The following is a 24,417-nucleotide window of genomic DNA, read 5'->3' as shown; positions in this document are numbered from 1 at the left end:
ATTGGAATACGAGAAGTAGAAAAGAAAAGGCCGCACGATGCGGCCTTTTTTGTTACTGGCTCATTGCTTTCAGCGCAGCCTGCGCCAGAAATCCTGAGCGTGTCAGATGATGAGATTCTGCGAAAGCGTCAATGTCATGCAGCAGACTTTCTGGCAGGGAGATATTCACTCTCACCGGCTTAGTGTTGATCTTGGCGCGATCAATAGCAATCAGCATCCAAAAGCCGTCTGCATATTCGTCAGACTCTCTCCATCGCTCTACCGACGACGCATCGGGAATATGTTCTTCCCCTTCATACATCGCTTCTACGGCCTCTTGTGCCATCGCTGGCAATTCGTTGAGCTCGTCAGCGGCAGTGAAAACACTTGGCAGATCGGGAAAGCGCCCAGCGTAGGCGCTGTTCTCGTCTTTCCATACATAGAGCGGATATAACATGGTGTACCTCATTTCAATTCAGCTTGTTTCAAGATGGCTTTCGCCGTGCCTTGTGGCAGGTTTTTTTTAGGATGGGGAACGATGACAGACTTACCTGTCGCGGGGTTCTTGTACTTGTGGTGACTACCCCGCGTCGAAACATGTTCCCAGCCCGCCGCCTTAAGTTGTTTGATGATTTCAGCGCTGCCCATGTATTAATTATACACACAAATACACAAAAAATTGCCATGTGTGTATGGTTGCGACACGTTTCGGTGCGACGTCAGTCGATCCTTCAGAATGTCAGGACTGGCCGCAGGTCGTCTCGTCCGCTTCCCAAGCAGATGAATACGCCGGAATGCTGACATGGCCAGCCTCCCGACATCGTGCACTTTCAGTGAGACTTCAGCGAGACAGCATGACGTCGATCTGATGCTCCTTATGATCGTCTGCCAGCGTCACAAACGTCTCAGGCAAGTCAACGCCGTCGAGCCTGAAGCAGCATGCTGTCAGCGGTTCGTTGTCTGTCTCGGTTCTTGTTGTTTCCGTCACTTGCCCGAGTGTGATGGCTATCCGATAACGGGTTTCACCGTAGCGATAGTCGATGCCATAGCCATTCCATTCAAGAGGGATGCACGCGTTGATAGACAGTTTGTCGCCTTCGATGTGCAGGCCCAGCAGTGACTCGACGAGCAGGCGGTACATCCAGCCGGCTGATCCGGTGTACCAGGTCCAGCCGCCACGACCGGTGTGCGGTGTCACGGCGTAGACGTCTGCCGCGATCACGTAAGGTTCTACTTTGTAGTTGGCGATTTCCTGTGCGTTGCGGGCGTGATTGATGGGATTGATCATGCGCATCAATTGCCATGCAGACTGGTGATCGCCCATGCGTGCAAAAGCCATGATTGTCCAGATCGCGGCGTGGGTATATTGCCCGCCGTTTTCGCGTACACCGGGGACATAACCACGGATGTAACCCGGGTTTTGGTCGGAGTGGTCGAACGGCGGATCGAGCAGCTGAATCAACTTGTCTTCATCACGCACAAGGCGTTGCCGTACCGACTGCATCGCCTGTTGCACGCGACCAGAGTCGCCGGCGCCCGAGAGCACCGCCCAGCTTTGTGAAATGGAGTCGATCTGGCATTCGACGTTGGCGGCAGAGCCGAGCGGACTGCCGTCGTCGAAGTAGGCGCGCAGATACCAGTTGCCGTCCCAGCCGTTTTGTTCGATGTGCTTTTGCAAGGTCTGCGCATGTTCACGGCAGCCGGCGGCAAATTCCTGATCCTGATGCAGCGTTGCGACATCGGCGAAGCGCATCATGACTTCGTAGAAGAAGAAGCTGAGCCAGACGCTTTCACCCTTGCCATGTTCGCCGACCTTGTCCATGCCATCGTTCCAGTCGCATGAGCCTATCAGCGACAAGCCATGCTGGCCGAACTGCAGTCCGTGCCGGATCGCGCGCACGCAATGTTGATAGAGGCTTGCGCTTTCGGCCGAGCGTTGGGGAAGGTCGTAATACGAATCTTCGTCCGGACCGAGAGCGCGGCCCTGGAGGAAGGTTGCCGTCTCACTCAGCACGGAGACATCGCCAGTGATCGTGACATAGCGATGTACCGCCAGCGGCAGCCACAGGTAGTCGTCCGAGCAATGCGTACGCACGCCGCGATCGGTTGGCGGATGCCACCAATGCTGAACGTCGCCTTCGACGAACTGATGCGCAGCGCACAGCAGCAAGTGGCTGCGCACCAGTGCAGGTTCGCTGTAGACCAGCGCCATGCTGTCCTGCAACTGATCGCGGAAGCCGAACGCGCCGCCCGATTGATAGTAGCCGCTGCGTGCCCACATGCGGCAAGCCAGCGTCTGGTAAAGCAGCCAGCCATTGGCCAGTACGTCCAGCGCAGGTTCCGGCGTATTGACCTGAATCGCGCCCAGCGTGTGCTGCCAGTAGTCCTTGACCGATTGCAATGCCGCACGCGCGGTGGCAGCGCCGCGATGGGCCAGGATCAGTGTGCTGGTAACGGCAGTGCGCGTGTCGCAGAGGCCCAGCATGAACACCAGTTCACGCTCTTGCCCGGGCGCCAGGTCGAACACCGTCTGTATCGCGGCGCAGGGATCGAAGCCTGCACCGATCTTGCCGGACAGGCGCTGCCGTTCCAATGCAATCGGGTTTTGCAGAGAGCGATTGCGTCCGATGAACTCGTTGCGATCGCAAGTGACCGTCTTTGCTGTGGCATCCAGATCGAAGAAGGCGACACGTTGCGGGAATTCAGTGTTGTAGTGATTGCTTGCCAATAGCGCGCCAGTGGCGGTATCGGCTTCACTGTTCACGTGCATTGCCGTCTTGGCGCGCAAGTCGCCCAGCACCCATTCGACATAGCCGGTGGCAGACAACTGGCGTTGTATCCGGGAGTCGTTGCGTACACGAAGCACCATGTATTTCACCGGCGCATCGAGTGCAACAAACATGGTCAGTGCGGAAAAAATGCCTGCTTCGCTATGCTCGAACACGCTGTAGCCGAAGCCGTGGCGCGTCAGATAGTCGCCACTGCCGCGTCGCGGCAATGGTGTCGGCGACCAGCTCGTGCCGCTATGTTCGTCGCGCAGATAGAAAGCTTCGCCACCACCGTCACTGACAGGATCGTTGGCCCACGGGGTCAGGCGGAATTCGTGTGCGTTCTCAGCCCAGCTGTAGGCCTGGCCGCTTTCCGACACCACGCTGCCGAACTGTGCGTTGGCGATGACATTGCTCCAAGGAGCCGGTGTATAGCGATCTTCTCCGGTGGTGATCAGATATTCGTAGCCATCGGCACTGAAGCCGCCTGTGCCGTTTCCCAGCAATAGCACCGGTGGAGTGGCTGCTCGTGCTAGCGGTAGCGCCATGTCGGCATCCGATATCGGACCTGTCTTGGGCGACAGCAGCGGCATTTTTACTTCCGGGGCATCGCGTCGTGCGACTTGTTCGGCCAGCGTGCCGCTGCTGTCTCTCAGAATCACGCGTGCGACAGACTGGAACAGAATGCGGTCTTCGTCGGATATCTGATCCAGCAGGCGGACAAAGATACCGCCCGGGCGATCGATCGTATGTGCGCCGGTGACGGAAGAGATCAGATTCAGAATCTGTTCTTGCAGTACTTGCCGATAGCCGGCGTGGTCCTCGTTCCAGATGACCAGATCGACGGCAAGTCCCTTGGATCGCCAGTAAGCATGGGCCTGTACCAATTGGCGCACCAGCTCAATGTTGACCATGTCGCGTATCTGCACCAGTACGATGGGCAGATCGCCCGAGATTGCGTAGCTCCATAACGCCGACTGACCGCGCCGGTTGCGCGCCAGAATGCTGGCTTCGGCGCGCAGCAACGAATTCGCGTAGACCACCGAGTTGGCCAGACGGCCGTAGAGCTGAGCGTCTGCTTCGCTGGCATTGAGTTGGCGCAGCACCACCTGATTGTGGGTCCATGCCAGCTCCATGACGCGATCGGCCAGATGGCGATCCTGATATTTACCGATCAACTCTTCGCACGTATCGCGGCTTGCAGCGACGCCGGTCACCATATCGATGGTGACGGATTGCTCCGCTTCAAGCGTGATGCGGCGACGGATCGACATGATCGGATCAAGTACTGAACCTGCGCTGTTCGACAACGGGCCAACCTGACCCATGGCCTGCGGCGTGGCGGGTGTGTTGCCGCGGCCGAGAAACTGCATGCGGTCGGTTTCGTAAGAGGCCGCATCGGCCTCTGCACCGTGCACGGCCATCAGATGGAACATCCACGGCACGTTTTCGTTGGCCGAGCGTGGTCGGCGTGTGCACAGGATGGCGCCACGCTGCATGTCGATCTCGGTTTGGACGAACAGGTTGCTGAACGCCGGATGCATGGCGTCGGCAGCTGCCGGTGCGAGCACGACTTCGGCGTAGCTGGTGATCTCCAGTGTGCGCGTCGAGCGTGAGCGATTGGTGATCTTGGTACGGCGCAGTTCAATGTCGTCTTCGGGAGAGACCACGATTTCGGTATGCATCTCGATATCGCGGTCGTTGCGCCGGAACTCGGCGCGGCCTTCGGAAAAAATGACCTCGTAATGCGTCGGCGTCGTCAGGCTGGGCTGATACGCCGTCGACCAGAATTCATCTTCCCGGATGTCGCGCACATAGCAGAAGCTGCCCCAGTGATCGCGCGTGGTGTCTTCGCGCCAGCGTGTGACGGCGATATCGTTCCAGCGGCTATAACCACCGCCGGCACTCGTGATCATCACGTGATAGCGGCCGTTGGATAGCAGTTGTACTTCCGGCGTGCGCGGATCGGGGCGACGCATCACGCGGATTTGCTGATCCTGATCAGTGGCGGCGATGCGCACGTCAGCCAGTTCTGACGCACTGGAATAATTGGCGCCAGCCTTGGGGACGCGCTCGTGCAGCAGCGACATGGTGGCCTGAAACAAGGGATAGGATTCGAAGCGGCGTTGCATCGGCCGATCCAGCAGCAGGTAGGCCAATCCTAAGAAGCCCATGCCCTGATGATGTGACATGAACGAGCGGATCACAGCGTTGCTTTGGCCACGCGGCAGGCGCGACGGTGTGTAGTCGATTGCTTCGTACATGCCGAACACGCCTTCGAATCCGGCGGCGCTCATTTCCTGCAAGTTATTGCAAGCCTGCTCCGGCGCGACCATCAGCGCCATCATCGAGGCGTAGGGGGCAATCACCAGATCATCGCCCAGGCCGCGCTTGAAGCCCAGGCCCGGCACGCCGAAGGTTCGGTATTGATAGTTCAGACTGGCGTCGAAGCTGTGATAACCCGACTCCGACATGCCCCAGAATACGCCGCGCTGTGCACCGTAGCTGATCTGCCTTTCGACGACAGAGCGATAGGTTTGATCGAGCAGGGTACCGGTGAACGTCGGCATGACCAGCAAGGGCATCAGATATTCAAACATCGACCCGCTCCACGACAGCAGAATAGGTTCGCCGCCGGCGAGGGTGAGTTGTCGGCCCAGTGCAAACCAGCTGTCTTGCGGCAGTTGCCCTTGCGCGATACCGACGAAGGTCGCCAGTCGCGCTTCCGATGCCAGCAAGTCGTAAAAACCGGTGTCGCGCCGGCGATCGGCAACGTTGTAGCCAATTGCCAGAAGGTGAGTCGCCGGGTCGTACAGAAAACGATATTCCATGCGCGAGAATTCCGCCGCTTGCATCACCAGCATGTCGATCGCAGCAAGACGCGAGGCAGCCAGGTCGCTGCCTTCTTTGAGCAAGCTTTGCAATGCTGTCAGCGCGACCTTGTTTTCGTCGCTATCGCTATTGCTATCACTGTCAGAGCTTGGCGCCCGGAGAGACAGTGCGGGCAGTTGCGCTATCTGACGCAGACTGAGCGTGCCATTGAGCACAGCCGCGAGCGCGGGAAGGTTGTCGCTGCAGCGTTTGAAGTGATTGGTACGTAGCCATGGCGCCAGCGCATGCAGTTCCGCCAGCGCTTCGCGGCATTGGCTGGAGAGCGCGCGTTCCCATTGACGGAGTTGACTCAGCCGTTGCAGATATTTGTCGGATGGCGCGTTGATAGCAATAGCGGCAGCAGCGGCGCCGGCAATCTGAGCGCCGGTTCCCTGATGCAGGCCACGTGCAAAATCGACCATGTGACGATGCAGGCCATCGAGCACAGCGCAGGCATCGCTCAGCGATGCAGGTGGTGTTGCGCAGGCCGCGAGGAGTTCGCGTTCGAACAGCGGCGACAATTGCTGTGTTTCAGGGAGCGGCAAGTTATGCGACAGCTCGTTGAGAATCGCATACGCTGCGCGGAGTCCGGGAAACAGATTCGGATGCAGTACCGGCGCATCGGCCAATGCTTGCAATCCCGGCAGCAAGGTGAGCAAATGCCCGGCAAGGTTGCCGCTGTCGACGGTTGATACATAGGCAGGCGGAAGCGGGTGGAGATATTGCGTGTCGTACCAGTTGTAGAAATGGCCCTGATATCGCTCCAGCGCGGACATGGTCTGAAAGGTGTTGCGGGTGCGTTCCAATAGTTGGCCGCCGGGGATGTAGCCGAAATCATACGCCGTCAGATTGGCCAGCAGCGATAGTCCAATATTGGTCGGCGAAGTACGCCGGGCCAGGACTTCCACAGGATGTTCCTGCATGTTGTCGGGAGGCAACCAGTTGTCTGCCGGACCGACATAGGTCTCGAAGAAGAGCCAGGTCTTGCGCGCCAGCGAATTCAGGTAAGTCTGCTGGGTATCGCTCAGATGCGGCGCGCGCTGTGTGATCGGCTGGCTGATGCGAAACACGATGACAGGTGCGAGCCACCACAGAATCAGGATCGGTGCGGCAGCAGCCAGCGCGACCGGGTGACGCAAATCGAGATACAGCGCCACGGCCAGCGCCAGCAGCGGCGATTGCCACATCGCCGCGTAGTAGGAGCGCAGCCGATTACCGGCGCGAGCATTGACTTCGCTGGAGCTGTTCCACTCCAGCAGGCGTTTGCCTGAGATGTGCAGACGCCATTGCGTGCGCAGGATGGCGTCCAGGTGGTACCAGCTTTCATAAGGCAGCAGGGTGATGGCCAGACCGGCGTGTACCAGTTGAGCGCCGAGCGCTGACAGCGATGCCGAGATGTGTTGTTGCAGACGAATTTCGCCGGACTTTTTCAGCAGATTGAGCAACAGCGAACACAAGGCCGGAGTCAGTGATACAACCAGTATCAGACCGGTCCAGAGCCATGCCTTAGGTAACAGAATCCAACCACCCAGCGTCGCCAATGTCAGTGCCGGCGCAACCAGGCTGCGGCGCAGATTGTCGAACAGCTTCCAGCGCGACAAGGCCGACAGAGGTGTCTTTTCGTAGTGAAGTTTTCCTGTCGCATCGCGGTTCACTGGTACCCGTGGCCATAGCCAGGCGGCAATCTGCCAGTCGCCGCGAATCCAGCGATGGCGTCGGCTGACGTCGGCACTATAGCGTGACGGGTATTGCTCGTATAACTGCACGTCGCTGATCAGGCCGGCGCGCGCGTAACAGCCTTCCAGCAGGTCGTGGCTGAGAATACGGTTTTCAGGCATGCGATCCTGCAATACTTGTTCGAACGCATCGACTTCATAGATCCCCTTACCGATGAAAGAGCCTTCGCCGAACAGATCCTGATACACGTCGGAGACGGTGCGGGTGTACGGGTCGATACCGGTTTCGCCGCCATACAGCAGTTCGTAGCGCGAGGCCTGGGCGCTGGGGGAACTGACGGCGATGCGCGGCTGCAGAATGCCGTAGCCGTCGCTGATTTTTTTCTGCACTGCGTCGTAGACGGGACGATTCAGAGGATGCGACATCGTTGCGACAAACTGGCGGGCCGCGTCGCGTGGCAGTTCGGTATCGGTGTCGAGCGTGATGACGTAACGTGTATTCACGAGGCCGGTAGTGTCACCGACGACGGCGCAGAAAGCATCATGGCCGCTCCCTCGCAAGAAGGCGTTGAGATCTCCCAGTTTGCCGCGCTTGCGCTCGTAGGCCATCCATGTCGCTTGTGCTGGATTCCAGCGGCGAGGGCGATGCAGCAGCAAGAAGTTGTCGCCGCCTGCTCGCGGATATTTGACATTAAGCTCGTTCATCAGCTGGGTCGTAAACGTCAGCAAGGGAGCGTCTTCTGGCGTGCTCTCGCTGACGGCGTCGGCGAAATCGGTCAACAGACAAAAGCGCAGATTGACATCTTGATTGGCGAGAAAGCGCACTTCCAGCGCATCGACCAGACTCTCTGCACCTGCGGTCGTGCTGAGCAAGGTCGGCACCACGACGAGGGTATGACATTCAGGAGGAATGCCGCCGAATAAGTCCATTCGCGGCAATAGTCGTGGCGGCGTCAGCATGGGTACCAGCCAGTTGACGACAGATTGCGCCAACTGGCTGGCAGGCAGTGCGATTAACAAGCCCAGCAAGGCTAGCCACAGTGGATACCATTGATCTGCTCTGCCGCGGTATTCCTGGTGCACTTCGGCCAGCACCCACCAGGTCGCCACCGCGGTGATCGCCAATATGGCGCCGAGATACATGGTCATCGGACGCGTATTCGCCAGTCGCGCCAGCTTTGCGCGTAGTGGAATGTGCAGGGTCGCTACCGTTTGTAATGCTTCCAGCCCTTGGCCGATGAGGTAATAGCCGACGTGGGCGCGGCGATCCGCTTTGTCTATCTGCATTGCTGCAGTGCGCGCCATGGCAATGGCCTCACGTGCGACTTCGGTTTCGGACAGCGAGCCTTCACGCGCTATTTTTTCGACGACATGGCGGTAGCGGTCACGTGTCGCAAAATCCATGCGTGCGTAGGTATCGCTGGGGTCTTCGCGCAAAATGTGGTCGACAGTGCTCATGGTCTCGACGAATTCACGCCAGTCCATACTGGTCAGAAAGCGCAGCGAGCCGATGCTATTGCTGATGGAAACCTGGTCGGCAGCCTGGTGCTGGCTTTCTTGCTGTACCAGGTGTTCGATGCTGGTGCCGGAGGCGGCCAGGCGTTGCGCCAGCCACGTCAGCGGCAAGGTAAGCGTTGGGCTTTGACCTTGCAGGCGGCGTACCAGCTCGGCGACGAAGGAACTTTCCATCGGCGGTTCGGAACGCGCCATATCGGCCACCAGCAGAATCAGGTTGCTGGGATTCTTTTCGGCCACTTCGAGCATGTCGTCCGCCCAGAAATGCGCGAGGTTGCGATTAATGCGTGTCGCCGACAGGCGTGCCGCGACGCGTCGCAGATTTTCGATCAAGGCCAGCCGCAGCATGATGGGAATGGCCCACAGCTCGCCCAGATTGAGCGTTGTTGTCTGCTGATACGCCACGACGAAGCGACTCAGACTTTCGGGGTCGACCCGGCCGTCGCCATGCGAGATCGTTTCCAGCGCGATATCGTAGACACGCGGACTGCCGGCAGAGTGGCCGTGCAGCAGGCGTGGCAATTCCTTGCTGTAATTTTTGGGAAGATGGCGTTTGGCCGTACGGATCTGTTCTTCGATGAGATAAAAATTATCCAGCAGCCATTCCGCAGCAGGCGTCACCTGGCGCCCGGCCTTGATGGCTGCCGTCAGGCTGGTGCAGGCATCGATGATGGTGGCTTCATTGTCGGCCAGTCGGGCCAGCAGTTTGTCGGGGCCGTAGTTCGGATCAAGCTTGTGTGCATTGGCCAGTACCTGGCCATGCTGTTCCATTTGCTGGGCGCTGAACAGTTCGGCGCGCAGCGGGAGTTCTTCTTCGAGTAGTGTCTGGTCTTGATTCACGATTCACGTCTTTCATCCTGCGTGTACCAACGCGGATGCCTTCGGTCGCAGTAGCGTCGAAGGTGCGTTTCGTACAAGCGTATAAACGCCGCCGACTACGCCGTTATGCGCAGAGAGCGGTCATGGGAGTGCGGAAAGGGCTGAATCCAGGTTTGTGTGCTCCAGGTCACACGCAGAATGGCTGGGTTCGATGCAAGTTGAATCACCGTGCGAGCACCTTGGGAGGCGGGGTGACTCAAAGAGAGATGGGGCTGTCGCTTTGACGTAGCTGCTTAGCTTGATTTGTCAGCATAACTTGCTACAGGCAATTGTCCTGAGTGTACGTGAATTCCGGCCATCACGTCGGATTCTGACGGGCAGGAGATTGAATCGGGAGACTTACGCTGAATTTCGATTGTTTGTTTATTTTGTCTGTGTTGTCTGTTTTTAGCAGTCTGAGTTTGCCCAGCGCCGGAACACGCAACAAAAAAGCTCCACAAGGGAGCTTTTTTGTATCGGCTGATGCGGATGCATTCACACTTCGAATGCGAACGCACGGGCTTTTAGCCATCCGCGTTAATGCGCGAAATCAGCACCTTCAAGACTTCTTCCGCCTTGTCGTTCTCCACCTGGCAAGTACCCGCGTTCTCATGTCCGCCGCCACCGTATTCCAGCATCAGCGCGCCGATGTTGGTCTTCGACGTGCGGTTGAGGATCGATTTGCCGGTGGCGAAGACGGTGTTCTGGTTTTTCAGGCCCCACAGTACGTGGATGGAGATGTTCGTTTGCGGGAACAGGGCATAGATGATGAAGCGGTTGCCGGCGAAGATGACTTCTTCGTTGCGCAGATCCAGTACGACCAGGTTCTTGTGCACGGTGGCGCAGCGGCGGATTTGATCCTTGCACTTCTCAGCGTGCTCGAAGTACAGGTCCTTGCGTTCCTTGACGTCGGGCGAGGCCATGATCTGTTCAATGGTGTGCGTTTTGCACAGTTCGATCAGATCCATCATCAGGTTGTAGTTGGAGATGCGGAAGTCGCGGAAACGGCCGAGGCCGGTGCGGGCATCCATCAGGAAGTTGAGCAGATCCCAGCCTTCCGGGTTGAGCACTTCCTGTTCGTTGAAGCGTGCGGCGTCGCCCTTGTCGACGGCTGCCATCATGTCGCCCCACGATGCCGGGAACACCTTTTCACCGCCGTAGTAGTCGTACACCACGCGCGCGGCTGACGGTGCGTCGGGATGGATCACGTGATTCTTGCGCTCACCGGTATTGCGGATGGTTTCCGACAGATGGTGATCGAAGGCGATGTGCACGCCAGGCACGAACGGCAGGTTGGTGGTGATATCGTTGTCGCTGATGGCGATTTTTCCGTCCTGCATGTCTTTGGGATGCACGAACAGGATTTCGTCGATCATATTGAGGTGCTTCAACAGCACTGCGCACACCAATCCATCAAAATCGCTACGTGTCACCAGACGATATTTTTTTGTTTCCGACATGAGTGTTTCCCCCTCGTTGATTGAAAATTTTGCCTGGCATTTGCCACTGCGACGCAATGGCTAATAATACAACTCAAAATTATGCGTGGACAGCTATTGTTGCTATTTGAAGCCTGTCTCATATCGCCATGGAACACGCCCCCATTTTAATTAGCAGGGGCAGGCAAGCGCGCAGAGATTTATTTCACAGACGGCTTTATTGCTGAAATAAAAAACCGCATCAGGCAGCTCGCCGATGCGGTTTCTTGTTGTCTGCAGAACTGAATTGTGCCCGCCTTACGCCTTCTGCATTTCTTCCCGTATTTCCATAATCCGCGGCAAGCTGGACTCTATCCAATCCGTCAGCGCTTCCACGTGTTGCGCCGCCTCCAGTCCCAGTGGCGACAAGGTGTAGTCCACATGGGGCGGTACGACGTCATAGGACTTGCGGATCACCAGGCCGTCGCCTTCCAGATCTTGCAAGGTCTGGGCGAGCATCTTTTCGCTGATACCGCCGATTTTGCGGCGCAGGTCGCTGAAACGGTGCGTGCCGACCAGCAACGCCACCAGAATCAGCACGCCCCAGCGGCTGGTGATGTGCTTGAGGACGCCGCGCGACGGGCAATCGCCGGAAAACAGCTCGCCGCGGCGCAGCCGTTCTTTGAGCGAAACGTGGTCGTCAGGCGAGCTTGGAAGGGGATCTCGTGTATTCATGCGATTATTTTACACTAACCTTTTTGTATGTACTTACTAAAAGTTAGTGTATCCGGTAATCTGCAATTTCTTTCCCCCGTAATCTCCATTTTTATTGAATAGGAAATCATCATGATCGTCGTTACCGGAGCTACCGGCCAGCTGGGCCGTCTCGTCATTGCCGCATTGTTGAAAACCGTCCCCGCCGGCCAGATCGCCGCCGCCGTGCGCAGCCCAGAAAAAGCCGGCGATCTTGCCGCCTTGGGCGTGCAGGTTCGCCGCGCCGACTATTCCGATGCCGCCAGCCTTGATGCGGCGTTTCAGGGCGCCACCAAAGTTTTGCTGATCTCGTCGAATGAAATTGGCGCACGTCTGGCTCAGCATCGTGCCGTCATCGATGCCGCCAAGCGCGCCAAGGTGCAATTGCTGGCCTACACCAGCGTCCTGCGTGCGGACACCTCGTCACTGGGTCTGGCTGCCGAGCATTTGGACACCGAGCAAGCCATCAAAGACAGCGGCGTGCCTGCGGTCATCTTGCGCAATGGTTGGTATACCGAGAACTACACCGCCGGCGTGCCGGGTGCGGTAGCGCAAGGCGCTATCTACGGCAGCGCCGGTGAGGGCCGCATTTCATCGGCAGCGCGCAGCGACTATGCGGAGGCTGCTGCCGTGGTGCTGGCAGGTCAAGGGCATGTGGGCAAGATTTATGAGTTGGCCGGCGACAGTGCCTACACACTGGCCGAACTGGCTGCAGAAGTGTCGCGCCAGTCCGGTAAGCCGGTGGAATATCGCAATATTCCGGAAGCGGATTACAAGGCTGCGCTGATTGGTTTCGGCCTGCCGGAAGTCGTTGCGGCTCTGTTGTCCAATTCGGATACGGCTGCCTCCAAGGGCGCATTGTTTGACGAAGGGCGACAACTCTCCACGTTGATCGGTCATCCGACGACGGCGTGGTCGGCATCGGTTGCGGCTGCGTTGAAGTAACCCCGTGAAGTAGCAAAAAATGAAGCCGAATAATCAATCGGCTTCATGAGTGAACAAACAGCGAGAGTGTCGAGGATCGATACGAATTATGGAAACTCGATGGAATACGTCACGCTGGTAGTGACGGTACCAGCGCCGACGGTGCCGGTAGCCACGTACTGCGCCATATAAGTCAGATTGGCATTGCCGCTGGAGATGGCAACAGAGGCGGCGCCCTGCGCGCCGGATGCCGCGCCGATTGAGATAGGCGTGTTATCTGTGTTCAGCAGGCCGATCTCCAGATTGGTTGCCGTGCCGTTGTTCTTCAGGCGGCGCGTGGCAAGGACGTTAGAACCAGTTTCAAAGAAAGCGCGCACATTACCGCTGTTCGGATTACAAGCAGTCAAGGCGATGGTGAAAGGCGTCGGAGTAGCCGTTTGTCCGGCGGAGGCCAGGGCAGAGGTCGAAACGGTTGGCAGCGTGACGGCGAGGTTAGGACTACCGCCGTTGATGGTGCAGGTTTGTGCCGTCACAGTGCCGTTGATGGTGATGGTGCCGTCGGAAGCGAAGGCAGCAGCAGGAGCCAGGGCAGCGATAGCCAGGAAGGAAGCGATGATCGATTTTTGCATGATGCTCTCCAGAAAAGTTAAGTAAGTGTCTGTCGTTGATTCGGTGTTTTGCTGCGCTTTTGTTCTCACCACAGGACAAATCTTACGGATTGGAGATCGTCAAAAATATAGGAAAACTCTCAAAAAATAGGTGTTGTAAAAATCGAATAAGTTAAATTTTTCGCTCTCTGAATGCGCTTGGCATTGACACGGACAAACACCTGGACAAGCACAGACAAGCATCTTTCATGCGGACACTGAAAGGATTGATTCGTCTTGTTTGTCACCTGCAGAGACGTGTGTTGCTCAAGGGAAATGCGCCGGCGGGCGAATGCCGGCCGGCTTGCGATACGAGGAGACTTGCTTACGACAGCTTGTCGAGAATGCTGTAATACGCCACGCCGGCAGCGATATAAAAGCGCTGCAGTCCATGAAAAGGAATCGGCTGTATCGTGCTGATCGGAAACGGGAAACTTGCAGATGCCGTACCGTCGCCTGTCAGGCGTTGCGCCAGGCAGCGCCCCATGGTGCTGGCCATGGCAATGCCGCGGCCGTTGTAGCCGAGAGCGATCGTCAGTCCGGCGGCCGGTTCGTGGACATGTGGCAGGAAGTCGCGCGTGATCGCCACACGACCGGCCCAGCGATATTCATATTCAACACCCGCCAGTTGCGGAAACAGCAGCGCCAGCGAACGCTCCAGATGCGCAAAGTCCTGCGGCCCTTGCGGATCAGGGAAGGGCCCGCGCCCACCCATGAGCATGCGGCCCTCGGCATCCCGGCGGTAGTACAGCAACAGCCGCCGCGAGTCGGACACCACTTCCTTGTTCGCCAGAATACTGTCGCCCAAGGCTGCCGGTAGCGGACGTGTCGCCACGATGAAGCTGTTGGCGGCAATCACGGATTGCTTCAGTTGCGGCCACAGTGCGCCGGTATAGCCGTTGGTGGCGATGATCACGCGCTCGGCGGTGATGATTGCGCCTTGCTCGGTATGCAGCAGCCAGCGTTGTCCCTGGCGTTCCAGTTTGATGACGGGCGTACGGCCGTGGATGGTTGCGCCTTGTGCCAATGCCGCACGCGCCAGCCCGCGGCAGTATTTCAACGGATGGATACTGCCTGCGCGGCGATCTACCCAGGCGCCGACATACGCGGAGGTGCCGATGCGGCGCGCGACCGCGTCACGATCCAGCAACTCAATCGGTGCACCGCGTTCGGCCCATTGTGCCGCGCGCTTTTCCAGCGTGGGCATGACGGCGGCTGAATGCGCCGGCTGGATCCAGCCGTTGCGCACGGCATCGCAGTCAATGTTGTGACGCGCGATCAGGTCGAACACGGTGTCGGCGGCATTGCCTATGGTGTCGATGAGGCCTTCCGCTTTGGCGGAGCCGAACATCACGCGCAACTGATCAGGATCATATTTCAGACCGGGAATCACCTGGCCGCCGTTACGTCCGGAAGCACCCCAGCCAGGCTCGCTGGCTTCCAGCACGCAGACCTTCACACCGGCTTCAGCCAGATGCAAGGCAGCGGACAAACCAGTGTAGCCGCCGCCGATGATGGCGACATCGACGGTTTTGGATTCGGCGCAGGGCGGTGTTGGTGCGGCTTCCGTTGCGGTAGCCGCCCAGAGTGAAGGCGGCAGCGCCGCGCCGGCCAGAGATGGATGCAGGGGTTTGCTCATGGTGTTCATGGTGTCACCAACGCTCCCTGATGATCGCCTTGTTCTCCGATCTGCGGCGCCAGAATACGGCGCAGAAAATCCTTGGTGCGTGCGTGTTGAGGCGCGCCAAGTACATCCTTGGCCGGCCCTTCTTCGACGATGGTGCCGCTATGCAAAAAGCAGACGCGGTCGGCCACTTCTTTGGCGAAACCCATCTCATGCGTGACCACGATCATGGTCATGCCGTCGGCTGCCAGCGTGCGCATGACGGCAAGCACTTCGCCGACCAGTTCGGGATCGAGCGCAGAAGTCGGCTCATCAAACAGGATCGCCTGCGGCTGCATCGCCAGTGCACGGGCAATCGCCACGCGCTGTTGCTGGCCGCCGGACAACTGGCTGGGGTAAGAATCAGCGCGCTGCGCCAGGCCGACTTTTTCCAGCAGCGCCATGGCGGATTTCTTGGCGACCTCCGGTGCGATCTTGTTGACGAAGATCGGGCCTTCGACCACATTCTCCAGCACGGTGCGATGCGGGAAAAGATTGAAGCGCTGGAACACCATGCCGACCCGCGTGCGCAGTTGATGGATGGACGGCGACATGCTGTCGACGCGTTGCCCATTGATGAGGATCTCTCCGGCTTCGTAGGTTTCCAGCCCGTTGATGCAGCGGAGCACCGTGGACTTGCCCGAACCCGACGGACCGATCAGGCAGACGACTTCACCTTGTGCTACTTGCAGCGACACGCCTTTCAATACTTCATGCTTGCCGAAACATTTATGGATCTGCTTGACCTCGATCATTTGGCTTTTCCTTTACCGGTACGGATTTCCAGGCGGCGGATGATGAATACCAGCGGCAGGCTCAGCAGCAGATACAAGATCGCGACCATGGTGTAGACCGTCATGTTCTGGAAGGTTGAAGAAGCGATCATCTGGCCCGCGCGTGTCATTTCCAGCACGGTGATGGTCGACACCAGCGACGAATCCTTGAGCATCATCACCAGTGTGTTGCCGTAGGGCGGCAGGGCGATGCGAAACGCCTGCGGCAGCACCACGCGGCGCATGATCATGGGATTCTTCATGCCGATCGATTGCGCGGCCTCGATTTGCCCAACGTCGACGGCTTCGATACCGGCGCGGAAGTTTTCGGCCTGATAGGCGGAGTAGGCAATCCCGAGTCCGATCACGCCGGCCTGAAATGCGCTCAGCTGGATGCCGAATTCAGGCAGCACGAAATAGATGTAGAACAGCTGCACGATGATCGGCAGCCCGCGAATGATGTTGATGACGGTTGCGGCAGTGATTGCCAGCGGCTTCCAGCGCGAGAGCTTCATCAGCGCAAAGGCGAGGCCGATCACCGAGCTCAGGATGAAAGCGTAAATCGTGACCTCGATGGTCACCCATGCGCCACGCAGCAGGATGGGCAGGAAATCGAGCATGTTCTGGATAAGCATGGCGTTTTCGCGGAGATAAAGACCGGCACTAAAGAAAGGGGATTCCGCCGAAGACTGCGCGACCATACGGCCGGCAGTCTGGCGAAGAGATGATGCTTAGTTGAGGTTCCACTGCTGCACGATACGGGCAATCGTGCCGTCAGCCTTCGCCGTTGCGATGGCCTTGTTCAGGCGTTCCAGCAATTGCGTCTCGCCCTTGCGTACCACCAGGCAGACGTCGCCCATCAGTGTCGACTGATATTCCTTCACCAGGCGCACTTGCGGATTGGCGCCCTGCGACAGCTGATACGCCACGATAGGGCGATCGCCGAAGCCGGCCTTGATACGGCCCAGGCCGACGTCGCGCATCATGTCGGCGATGGAGTCATAGACGCGTACTTCCTTGAAGCCGCCTTTCTTGTTGAGCGCGTCGACGAACACGGTGCCGACCTGTGCGCCCACGATCTCGCCCTTCAGATCATCCAGCGACTTGTAGACGTGCTTGTCCTCGGCGTTGACGAACAATCCCTCGCCATACGAATACACCGGATCGCTGAAGTCCACGATCTGCGCGCGTGCAGCGGTCTTGAGCATGGCGGCGGCGATGATGTCGATCTTGTTGGAAGTCAGTGAAGGGATCAGCGCTGCAAAAGGCGTCTGTTGCACGTTGACGGTGAAGCCGGCGTTCTTGCCGATGGCGGTCACGGTGTCGACCATCATGCCTTGCAACTTGTTGGTCTTGATGTCGAGGAAGGTGAACGGCACGCCGGTCGAGGTGGCGCCGACGGTGTAAGAGCTTTGTGCAAGGACGGCGGAAGAGCCGGAGACGGCGGCAAACAGGAAGGCAGCATGCAGCAGATGTTTGCGGAGAGCGTTGAACGGTTTCATACATTTCCCTTTTTGGTATGAGTCCGGCCGTGATCGGCGGGCGACCGGGTTTGACGAAGTGAACATCAATAAACGCGACGAAAATAAGTATATTCGCATTTTAAATATCGTCAATAGATATTATTGTATCGATATTCGATACGATTTATAATGGGCTGACATTGGTCATCCATCACCAAAAACAGCCATCAAGAGGTTTGCCATGAGCGAGACGGACATCAAAGAACCGCGTGAGGGTTCGGATCTGTTGTTCAACCAGTCTTTGGAGAAGGGGCTGGCGGTATTGCGCGCCTTCAGTGCACAGCGACGCACCATGACGCTGGCTGAAGTGGCAGAGGCGACATCGATCACCAAGAGTTCGGCCCAACGCATGATCTACACGCTCGAAGCGCTGGGGTATGTGCGCAAGCATTCGCAGACACGGCGCTATCAACTGACGCCCAAGGTCATGGAAGTGGGCTACAACTATCTCGCCGCCGATATCCTGGTCGACGTCGCCAATCCTTTCCTGTCGGAGCTGGCGAACCTTACCGGCGAGACCGTCAACCTGACCGAACCCTATGATCAGGAAATGGTTTATGTGGCGCGCTTCGTGAGCAGTAAATTCATTCCCATCCATATGCCCATCGGCAGCCGCATTCCCATGTATTGCACGGCTTCGGGGCGTTCGTACCTGAGCGCATTGCCGCTTGATGAAGCGCGTACCCAGCTGCAAGCCACCGAGCTGATCGTGCGCACGCAACACACGCGCACCGACATCAACGACATCCTGCAAGTGCTGGAGACCATTCGCGAAAAAGGCTATGCCTGCAATGTGGAAGAACTCTTCCTCGGCGACATGACCATCGCTTCACCCATTCTCAATAATCAAGGCATGCCGGTGGCGGCGGTACATGTGGTGGCGCCGACCAGCCGCTGGACGCAGGAAGAAGCAGAGAAGCGTCTGGGACCGCTCGTACTGGAATGCGGACGTGCGATCAGCAATTCGATACGCACGCTGACCTGATTTCTTGCGATCGCAGAAAAAGAAAAGCCGCCGCAGAAACTTCTTTCTGCGGCGGCTTTCGTTGTGCCGGCAAGATCGGCAAGATCAGGATATGCCGATCATTTTTCAATGTCTATTTATGGCGTGACGACACTTCCCACAAATTGAGGTGACCGTCTTTCGCCTGCTCGTCAATCGCCGCCAGTTCTTGTGCGGTGAAGCTCAGCTTGTCCAGCGCCGCCACGTTTTCGCGGATCTGCTTGCTGCTGCTGGCGCCGATCAACGTCGACGTTACACGCGGATCACGCAGCACCCAGGCCAGCGCCATCTGCGCCAGTGTCTGGCCGCGCGCCTTGGCGATGTCATTGAGCACGCGCACGCGCGCCAGGTTTTCTGCACTCAGATGATCGCCCTTGAGCGAGCCGCCGCCGGCACGGTTGACGCGCGCATCTTCCGGAATACCGTTGAGATACTTGTCGCTCAGCAGACCCTGGGCCAATGCCGTGAAGGTGATGCAACCCATTCCCTGGCGCTCCAGTTCATCGAGCAGGCCTTGCTCGATCCAGCGGTTGAACATGTTGTACGACGGTTGATGGATCAGGCAGGGGATTTTCCACTCCTGGAGCAACGCGGCGGCTTCCCTGGTCTTTTCCGGTGAGTACGACGACACGCCCACATACAGCGCCTTGCCTTGCTGCACGGCGGTCGCCAGCGCGCCCATGGTTTCTTCCAGCGGGGTGTCCGGATCAAAGCGGTGCGAATAGAAGATATCGACGTAGTCGAGATTCATGCGTTTCAGGCTCTGGTCCAGGCTTGCCAGCACATACTTGCGAGAGCCGCCGCCCTGGCCATAGGGGCCGGGCCACATATCCCAGCCGGCCTTGGTCGAGATGATCAGCTCATCGCGATACGGCTGAAAATCCTGTTTGAACAGATGGCCGAAGTTGGCTTCGGCACTGCCGTACGGCGGGCCATAGTTGTTGGCCAGATCGAAATGCGTGATACCCAGGTCGAAAGCGGTGCGCAGCATTTCGCGCTGGTTTGCCAGCGAACTGGTGTCGCCGAAGTTGTGCCACATGCCCAGCGACAGTAGCGGTAATTTCAGACCGCTGCGTCCGCAGTTGCGGTATTGCATGGTTTCGTAGCGGGTGCTTGAGGCCAGGTAGGTCATGGATGTCTCTCCTTGATTCTCGGAATAGTTGATGCACGCCAACAGGCGAGGCCATGATCTTAGACCAATGCGGGAAAACGCGTTGCACTACACCGTGCCGTGTAGCAACGTACAGATTCAGTTGCGATCAATCTGCTATGTCGCTGGTCTGAGTTCGCGGTGCAGATAGTCAGATTTGATTGCTGGAAAGCAAGGTGAAAATCATCACTTTTCTGACAAAAAGCTGACTCTTTACTGACGTGAAACCCTTTACTGGCTTGGTTCTTCAAGTCATCTTGGTATGTTGTAAAGATTTGTTGCGAAGCACTGAAAAATGTCGCTTAATATCGCCTGTCCGGGATAAATTTTTTTGAAACATGAGACGCCCGGTCAAATGTCTTGGGGGGATCCAAGCACAATTGCAAGTGAAGAGGGTGCACAAAAAATAGTGCACTTGCAGTGACGAGTTATAACAATGATTAACCACTCGGCTGGAGAAGTGCATGCAAAACCTTTTGATCGGTACCGGTGCGGGGCTGTTCGGCGCGGCGCTATTATGGCTGCGCTACGGCAAATCACCGAATGTTGAAACACCGGTCTCCGACTTCCAGCGCAAGCTGAATTTCATCCATGACATCTGTGACGGCAATCTGAAAAAATCAAACGCGCTGCTTACAGAAAAAATGGAGCTCGACAAATCCTTGTCCTATGAACAGGCCGTCGATCTGGTCTATGCCGACATGCTTGAACTGACCAGCGAAGAGCGTGCCGCCGTGCAGAAGTATGGCGAGCGTCGCAAGAAGAAGCGCTGAGAAAGCGCTGAGAAAAACGCAAAGAGAGCACGTGAAAAGAGTTCTTTTGTTCACGATGTTCTGAATTTTTTCTCTGTCTTTGCACAAAAAAATGAACGGCTGCTGATTGATTTGGATGTCAATCGCAGCCGTTTTTCGTTATCGCATTTTTATGATTGCTTAGTGCTTGATCGGCTCAGCATTGAAGCCCTGCTTGCCGAGAAATTCTGCGACGATGGGTGACCACACCTCGACGCCATTCGCGAACAATGTATGCCCGTTCTTGGCGAAGGGTGGCAGCAAGTGGTACTCGGCGTTACCGCCGGCTTTGACAAAAGCAGCGTGCCAGGCCTTGCTGTGTTCGGGGTTGAAGTACTGATCGTTTTCCGTGTAGATCCACAGCATCGGCGCCTGGGTGGTTTTTCCGAAACGCGCGTACATGTCTTCCATCCGGTTGCCTTGGCAAGGGATGCCGGGGTGCGTGGCCGGGTCGCCGCCTGATCCGCCTGCAAAATTGATGGCCGCGATCAGGCCTTCCGGATGTCTGGCCGCGGTCGCGGTCGTCGAGTAACCACCGACCGACTGGCCGACGATCAATACGCGATTGGGATCGACATAGGCTTGTTCTTTAGCGTACTTCAGAACGGCCAGGATTTCGGTGCTGGCGGCTTCCGCCATGGGCGCGTAGTTCTTGTTGTTGCAAGAGCCGCTGTCTTCAGGATCGAAATGCGTACCTTGCTCGCCGTAGCCGATGCGTGTTGGCTCGAACACAGCAAAACCACGTTCGACAAAAAATCTCACTTGCTTGGTGTAGCGAAAGCGCGGCGGATCAGAACGATTGGTCGGGCTGCGGCCGTGATTCAGAATGAGAATGGGAAAGGGCCCGTTGCCGTCGGGTTTGAACTGCGTCACCACGACCTTTCCGGTCTCTTCCCGGCCATAAAAATCCTTGACCTTCACATCCAGCGACGTGACCGACTCGTGCAGGTCGGTGGCGAGTTGCTGGGCGCCGGCAGTAACGGCAGTCGCGGCAAGGCTGAGGCAGAGCAGAAAGTGCAGGAAAGGGCGCATGGTCTTTGTTCTGTTTGTTTTGTTTATCATGGAGAGGACGTCGGCAAATTATCTGCGAACGGGCGGTGTTTGCGTCGACTGGGGAGGTTTTTTTTACGGCAAAAAGAGCCTCTGTTATCACTGTGCAAATAGTAATGGGCAAGGCTTGCAGCGGGCTGACAGCGCGGGCGTAGCCGTTCCTGCCGACGTGCTAGAATCCATCGCGCTACAGGTGTGCAAGTGAATTACAAGTCAAATAAGTCCAACAACAGATTTGCCGTCAACGCTTCATAGACCGCTTCACAGACCCGGAGAGCGTCATGCCTACCATCTCTTTTACCGTCAACGGAACGCGTCGTTCCGTTGATGTCCGCGATCCTGAACAACCTCTGCTTTATGCGCTGCGCAATACTATCGGCCTGACCGGCCCCAAGTTTGGTTGCGGTCTGGGGCAGTGCGGCGCATGCACGGTCTTGCTCGACAAGACGCCGCTGCGCAGTTGCATTACGCCCTTGTCGGCGGTCGCCGGCAAATCCATCACCACCATCGAAGGTCTCGGTACACCCGACAAGCCGCATCCGGTGCAAGCCGCATTCATCGCTGAGCAAGCAGCCCAGTGCGGCTATTGCGCCAATGGCATGGTCATGACCAGCGCCGCCTTGCTGGCCTCCAATCCCAAACCGAGCGAAACCGAAATCAAGGACGCCTTGTCCGCCAACCTTTGCCGCTGCGGTACGCATGTGCGCATCGTGCGCGCAGTAATGCGTGCTTCCGGGAGGACGCCGGCATGAACGCGCCATTTGATCTCCAAATGAGCCGGCGCCAACTGCTCAAAGCGGGTGGTGCGCTGGTAGTGACGCTGGCACTGCCGCTTTCTGCGCGCGCGACGGAACAAGTATTGCGGGACAAGCGCGGCAACGCGCAGCCGCACGCGCTGTTGGACAAGACGCTGGACGTCAGTGCCGTGGACGGCTTCATTGCCATTCATCAGGATGGCACGGTGACGCTGTTTTCCGGCAAGGTCGATCTGGGGCAGGGTTTGCGCATTGCAATCCGCCAGATGGCAGCAGAGGAGTTGGGCATCAGCGTTGACAAGATCGAGATGATCGAAGGCGATACCGCGCTCACACCCGATCAGGGGCCGACTGCCGGCAGCACCGGCATCATGCGCGGCGGTGTGCAGATTCGCCAGGCTGCGGCGACGGCGCGCGAGGCGCTCATTGCCATGGCGGCAGAGCGTCTGCAGAAACAACCGTCCGAACTGATAGTGCAGGATGGCGTGGTGCGGCCCAAGAGCGGCGGCGGTGGCGCAGGCGTCAGCTACGCCGAGTTGGTCGGTGGCAAGCGCTTCAACCTCAAGCTGGACGCCAAGGCGCCGCTGAACAATCCAACTGCTTATCGCATCGTCGGCAAACCGCTGTTACGTCCCGACGTACCGGCCAAGGTAACCGGCACGCATACCTATGTTCATGATGTGAAGTTGCCGGGCATGCTGCATGGTCGTGTACTTCGTCCGGCGGGTGACGGTGCGCAGATCATCTCGGTGGATGAATCGTCGGTGAAGAAGTTTCCGGGCGTGAAGATTGTGCGTATCGGCGACTTTCTTGCCGTTGCAGCGCCGGACGAATGGGATGCGATACAGGCTGCTGCTGCATTGAAGGTTGTGTGGAATGACACCGGCAAGCTGATGGGGCATGACAAGGTCGAGCAGTGGCTGCGTAGCGGCCCTTTCGACGGCGAGGAAACGCTGGTCAACAAAGGCAATGCCGCTGCGGCATTGCAGGCAGCGTCCGGCAAGCTGAGCGCCAGCTATTACTGGCCGGCGCAGACGCACGGCTCCATCGGTCCGTCCTGCGCCGTGGCTGATGTCGGTGCGAGGCAAGCCACTATTTATACCGCCTCGCAGGGCACGCATCGCTATCGTCCCGCTTATGCACAAATGCTGGGTTTGCCGAATGAGGCTGTGCGGCTGGTCTACGTCGACGGCGCTGGTTGCTACGGCATGAATGGTCATGACGACGCTGCAGCCGATGCCGCGCTGATGTCTAAAGCGCTGGGCAAGCCGGTGCGGGTGCAGTGGACGCGCCAGGATGAGCACGGTTTTGATCCCAAAGGTCCGCCGCAGGCGCTGACGCTGGAAGCGGCGCTCGGCCCCGACAACACGATCGCGGCCTGGCGCACCGAGATGTGGCTGCCGCGCGCAACCGCGAGTCTGCCTACAGTGCCTTTGCTGGCGCCCCAGACCGCAGGCATGCCGCAACCCAAGGGGATCTCGACCGGCCTGATCACGCAGAACGGCGATCCGCCGTACCAGGTCGCCAATGTCTCGGTCGGTGTGCACTGGCACGATAGCGCGCCTTTGCGTCCGGCCAACATCCGCGCGCCGGGCAAGATCGCCAACATCTTTGCCGTCGAGTGCATGACCGACGAACTGGCCGCCAAAGCAGGTATCGATCCGCTGGCGTTCCGCCTGCAATCGCTCAAGGATGCGCGTGGTGCGGAAGTGATCAGACGCACTGCATCGCTGTTCGGTTGGGAAGCGCGAGCGGCCGGCGCCGGCGCAGGCAGTAAAACCAATCAACGCGGACGCGGCATCGCCTATTCGCACTACAAGCACAACGAGACCTACGTCGCCATGGCGATGGAAGTTGAAGTCAATCGTGCCAGCGGCGAGATCCGTGTGCTGCGCGTGGCGTGTGCCCACGATTGCGGACTGATCATCAATCCCGATGGCTTGCGCGCACAGGTGGAAGGCAGCATCTTGCAGACGATCTCGCGCAGCTTGTTTGAAGAGATCCGCTTCGACACGCGCCGGGTGCAAAACGTCGATTGGGCGAGCTACCCCATTCTGACGTTTCCGGCGATGCCGGAGGTGCGCATCGATCTGATCGACCGGCCGACCATGCCGCCGCTCGGCGGTGGCGAGGCGGCGGCTTCTCCGGTGGCGGCAGCTTTGGCGAATGCGGTGTGGGATGCAGTAGGCGTTCGCTTGCGCACCGTGCCGTTCACGCCGGAACGGGTCAAGGCGGCGCTGGCAAGCGTCTGAATCGTTTGTGTTCTACACTGCGTTGGCGGTTTCCCAAGAGGTAATGAC

Annotated in this window: 18 protein-coding genes; 6 read left to right on the top strand and 12 right to left on the bottom strand. The window is 58.1% G+C overall.

What is annotated here, in order from left to right; genetic code table 11:
• Nucleotides 1-52 precede the first annotated feature (52 nt).
• The 5 genes from hmeg3_RS15690 to hmeg3_RS15670 form a co-directional block, all read right to left on the bottom strand.
• Complete coding sequence (locus hmeg3_RS15690; protein ID WP_094566394.1) at nt 53-436, bottom strand: type II toxin-antitoxin system HicB family antitoxin; 384 nt, start codon at nt 434-436, stop codon at nt 53-55.
• A gap of 8 nt (nt 437-444) precedes the next feature.
• Nucleotides 445-627, bottom strand: coding sequence for a type II toxin-antitoxin system HicA family toxin (locus hmeg3_RS15685; protein ID WP_094564548.1), 183 nt, complete (start codon nt 625-627; stop codon nt 445-447).
• 193 nt (nt 628-820) lie between these two features.
• Nucleotides 821-9,649: a GH36-type glycosyl hydrolase domain-containing protein gene (locus tag hmeg3_RS15680; protein ID WP_369828827.1), complete on the bottom strand. Its 8,829-nt coding sequence runs from the start codon at nt 9,647-9,649 to the stop codon at nt 821-823.
• Nucleotides 9,650-10,191: 542 nt separating this feature from the next.
• Complete coding sequence (locus tag hmeg3_RS15675; RefSeq protein ID WP_094564547.1) at nt 10,192-11,127, bottom strand: exopolyphosphatase; 936 nt, start codon at nt 11,125-11,127, stop codon at nt 10,192-10,194.
• 276 nt (nt 11,128-11,403) lie between these two features.
• Entirely contained in the window at nt 11,404-11,820 is a 417-nt protein-coding gene (locus hmeg3_RS15670) for a helix-turn-helix domain-containing protein (RefSeq protein ID WP_094564546.1), read from the bottom strand.
• Between the two features lie 111 nt (nt 11,821-11,931).
• Here hmeg3_RS15670 and hmeg3_RS15665 point away from each other — a divergent pair, with 111 nt between their 5' ends.
• Entirely contained in the window at nt 11,932-12,783 is an 852-nt protein-coding gene (locus hmeg3_RS15665; RefSeq protein WP_094564545.1) for an SDR family oxidoreductase, read from the top strand.
• Between the two features lie 86 nt (nt 12,784-12,869).
• Here the strand turns inward: hmeg3_RS15665 and hmeg3_RS15660 are convergent, their stop codons facing one another.
• The 5 genes from hmeg3_RS15660 to hmeg3_RS15640 all read right to left on the bottom strand — a co-directional run bounded on the left by hmeg3_RS15660 (nt 12,870) and on the right by hmeg3_RS15640 (nt 17,347).
• Entirely contained in the window at nt 12,870-13,391 is a 522-nt protein-coding gene (locus hmeg3_RS15660) for a fimbrial protein (RefSeq protein ID WP_094564365.1), read from the bottom strand.
• A 343-nt stretch (nt 13,392-13,734) separates the two neighbouring features.
• Nucleotides 13,735-15,057: an NAD(P)/FAD-dependent oxidoreductase gene (locus hmeg3_RS15655; protein ID WP_369828826.1), complete on the bottom strand. Its 1,323-nt coding sequence runs from the start codon at nt 15,055-15,057 to the stop codon at nt 13,735-13,737.
• Complete coding sequence (locus hmeg3_RS15650) at nt 15,054-15,827, bottom strand: amino acid ABC transporter ATP-binding protein (protein ID WP_094564544.1); 774 nt, start codon at nt 15,825-15,827, stop codon at nt 15,054-15,056. Before hmeg3_RS15650 ends, hmeg3_RS15655 begins: the two co-directional genes overlap by 4 nt.
• Nucleotides 15,824-16,480, bottom strand: a complete 657-nt coding sequence (locus hmeg3_RS15645) for an amino acid ABC transporter permease (protein ID WP_094566391.1) — start codon at nt 16,478-16,480, stop codon at nt 15,824-15,826. Before hmeg3_RS15645 ends, hmeg3_RS15650 begins: the two co-directional genes overlap by 4 nt.
• 96 nt (nt 16,481-16,576) lie before the next feature.
• The gene (locus hmeg3_RS15640; RefSeq protein ID WP_094564543.1) at nt 16,577-17,347 is read right to left on the bottom strand and encodes an ABC transporter substrate-binding protein; all 771 of its coding nucleotides are present in this window, start codon (nt 17,345-17,347) and stop codon (nt 16,577-16,579) included.
• A gap of 202 nt (nt 17,348-17,549) precedes the next feature.
• On the opposite strand from hmeg3_RS15640, the gene hmeg3_RS15635 reads away from it, so the two are divergent.
• Nucleotides 17,550-18,353, top strand: coding sequence for an IclR family transcriptional regulator (locus hmeg3_RS15635; RefSeq protein ID WP_094564542.1), 804 nt, complete (start codon nt 17,550-17,552; stop codon nt 18,351-18,353).
• A gap of 112 nt (nt 18,354-18,465) precedes the next feature.
• Here the strand turns inward: hmeg3_RS15635 and mgrA are convergent, their stop codons facing one another.
• Entirely contained in the window at nt 18,466-19,503 is a 1,038-nt protein-coding gene (gene mgrA / locus hmeg3_RS15630) for an L-glyceraldehyde 3-phosphate reductase (RefSeq protein ID WP_094564541.1), read from the bottom strand.
• Nucleotides 19,504-19,985: 482 nt separating this feature from the next.
• On the opposite strand from mgrA, the gene hmeg3_RS15625 reads away from it, so the two are divergent.
• Nucleotides 19,986-20,294 carry a hypothetical protein gene (locus hmeg3_RS15625; protein WP_094564540.1) on the top strand — a complete coding sequence of 103 codons (309 nt, stop codon included), beginning with the start codon at nt 19,986-19,988 and terminating at the stop codon, nt 20,292-20,294.
• 159 nt (nt 20,295-20,453) lie between these two features.
• On the opposite strand, the gene hmeg3_RS15620 is transcribed toward hmeg3_RS15625, so the two are convergent.
• Entirely contained in the window at nt 20,454-21,344 is an 891-nt protein-coding gene (locus hmeg3_RS15620) for a S9 family peptidase (RefSeq protein WP_232511666.1), read from the bottom strand.
• On the opposite strand from hmeg3_RS15620, the gene hmeg3_RS24975 reads away from it, so the two are divergent.
• The 3 genes from hmeg3_RS24975 to hmeg3_RS15610 all read left to right on the top strand — a co-directional run bounded on the left by hmeg3_RS24975 (nt 21,343) and on the right by hmeg3_RS15610 (nt 24,369).
• Nucleotides 21,343-21,567, top strand: coding sequence for a hypothetical protein (locus tag hmeg3_RS24975; RefSeq protein ID WP_198361915.1), 225 nt, complete (start codon nt 21,343-21,345; stop codon nt 21,565-21,567). The two genes, hmeg3_RS15620 and hmeg3_RS24975, sit on opposite strands and share 2 nt — an antisense overlap.
• Before the next feature lie 76 nt (nt 21,568-21,643).
• Nucleotides 21,644-22,114: a (2Fe-2S)-binding protein gene (locus hmeg3_RS15615; protein ID WP_094564538.1), complete on the top strand. Its 471-nt coding sequence runs from the start codon at nt 21,644-21,646 to the stop codon at nt 22,112-22,114.
• Entirely contained in the window at nt 22,111-24,369 is a 2,259-nt protein-coding gene (locus hmeg3_RS15610) for a molybdopterin cofactor-binding domain-containing protein (RefSeq protein ID WP_094564537.1), read from the top strand. Before hmeg3_RS15615 ends, hmeg3_RS15610 begins: the two co-directional genes overlap by 4 nt.
• Nucleotides 24,370-24,417: the final 48 nt, after the last annotated feature.

This window comes from Herbaspirillum sp. meg3 (assembly GCF_002257565.1).
Lineage (GTDB): Bacteria > Pseudomonadota > Gammaproteobacteria > Burkholderiales > Burkholderiaceae_D > Herbaspirillum.
This window is presented reverse-complemented; position numbering and strand designations above follow the sequence as displayed.